Consider the following 1,605-nt stretch of genomic DNA (forward strand, 5'->3'; position numbering starts at 1 on the left):
GTTGCTACATAAGCGTTTTAAGCACCTTCGTTACCTTTTATTTTACAAGTTACGTGCAACCCCTAAATTAACAACTTTTATTATTCGTTTAAAATGCCTGTGTTATGGGCTTTTTGTCACACTCTTTTGTAACTGAGTGAAAATTTGGTGCCATAAAGAATTTTATATAAGCATTCTTTATCGCTTGGAATAACTTATTATATCGAATATCTGTTCGGATTACCAACGCAAAAAGCCCAGCCATCTTTGACTGGGTTTTCTGTATGTATTGGTGTTGCTTGGCCTTTAGTTCAGTATCGTTGCTAGGTCGATATTGCGGTACTGACAATGACGTTTAAAAGCCTGTAAACGGCTCATATAACGATGGATACGCATTGGGCGTGTGTTGATATTCATGACACTTTCATTAAGCTCAGATTGGCTTACCTTAGCGAAGTCTGTCTTTTTTGGATAATACTCGCGTAAGAGCTTATTAAAGTTCTCATTGGATCCACGTTCGTATGGTGAATACGCATGGGCAAAGTAATATTTGACCTTGTTTTTGTTTAGAACCTGTCTAGTTTGTAAAGCGATAAACTCAGACCCGCGATCACAAGTAACACTATCGACGCAACCTTGATATTTTATACAGAATTGCTCAATGGCTTTGCTAACTGTATAAGCAGACTTGTTCTTCACAACCATTGAAACAGCGTATCGGCTAAAACGTTCCACGAATGTTAATAATAAATGGCTGGATTGACGGGACTCAACACCGTCAATTTCCCAATGACCAAACCGGTGACGATTATTGATTACGCTAGGCCGGTAATCAATTGAATATTGGTGTGTGGCTCGTTTCTGATCTTCTTTTTTCAGATAAAGACTCTTTCGTTCACTCCAACTAAGTGCTCTTTTGTGATAACGTTGCCGTTTACCCTTATCCCGTAAAGACCAATAGTCGAGTCCTTTAATTTTTTTCCGGTTAACCCAATTATAAATGGTTTTAAAGCAAACACCCGCTCTTAATGGGCCGTTGGCGATTTGTTCTGGTGACCATTTCTTGTTAACGATATAGTCCTTAATCAGCTCTTGACGTCGTTTAGTTAATTTACTCGGTGATTTCTTTTTGTTTCGTTGCTTTTGGTCAGCTAATGTCTGTGCCTCAAGCGCATTATACATGCGTCTCGATATACGCGTACTCACTTTCATGCCCATGGTGGCGTGGTTTGTCGCTCGTTGGATTTCTTTGGTAATGGCAGCACGTGAATAACCAATCTGATTGGCAATATCACTGAGTGTGTATTTTTCGCGGATCAGGGTTTCAATTCGAACTCGAATATCCAGGGTTAAATGCGTTTGGCCCATTGTTTGTTTCCTCGCTTTGGCTCATAGTGGATCTAACAGTAAGGCCCCCCACTCCTCGGCGTAGGGGGAAGTCATGGCACAATAAAAAAACGTCCGGCCAGGGCCTAGACGTAAATGGAAGTGACGTACGGTAGCAACGTCCCTAAAATTATATCAAATGTTTCAATTGTTGTGCATTAGCACATGAGCTTTCGCACTTTGTGGAACTTTCGCTACATTTGTCGCGCTTTGTGGAACTTTCGCTACATTTGTCGCGCT

The 1,605-nt window shown here is 40.8% G+C and carries 1 protein-coding gene; it reads right to left on the minus strand.

Features of this window, described 5'->3' with window-relative positions; translation table 11 throughout:
* Window positions 1-285: 285 nt before the first annotated feature.
* A complete protein-coding gene (locus AOQ32_RS08115; protein WP_059394379.1) occupies window positions 286-1,347 on the minus strand; it encodes an IS30 family transposase in 1,062 nt (353 codons plus the stop codon).
* Window positions 1,348-1,605: the final 258 nt, after the last annotated feature.

Source organism: Fructobacillus tropaeoli (assembly GCF_001047135.2).
In the GTDB taxonomy this organism is placed as follows: Bacteria; Bacillota; Bacilli; order Lactobacillales; family Lactobacillaceae; genus Fructobacillus; species Fructobacillus tropaeoli.

Bases quoted from the DNA above. Each gene is read 5' to 3' on its own strand.
- AOQ32_RS08115 (WP_059394379.1), bottom strand. From the start codon at position 1,347: ATGGGCCAAACGCATTTAACCCTGGATATTCGAGTTCGAATTGAAACC.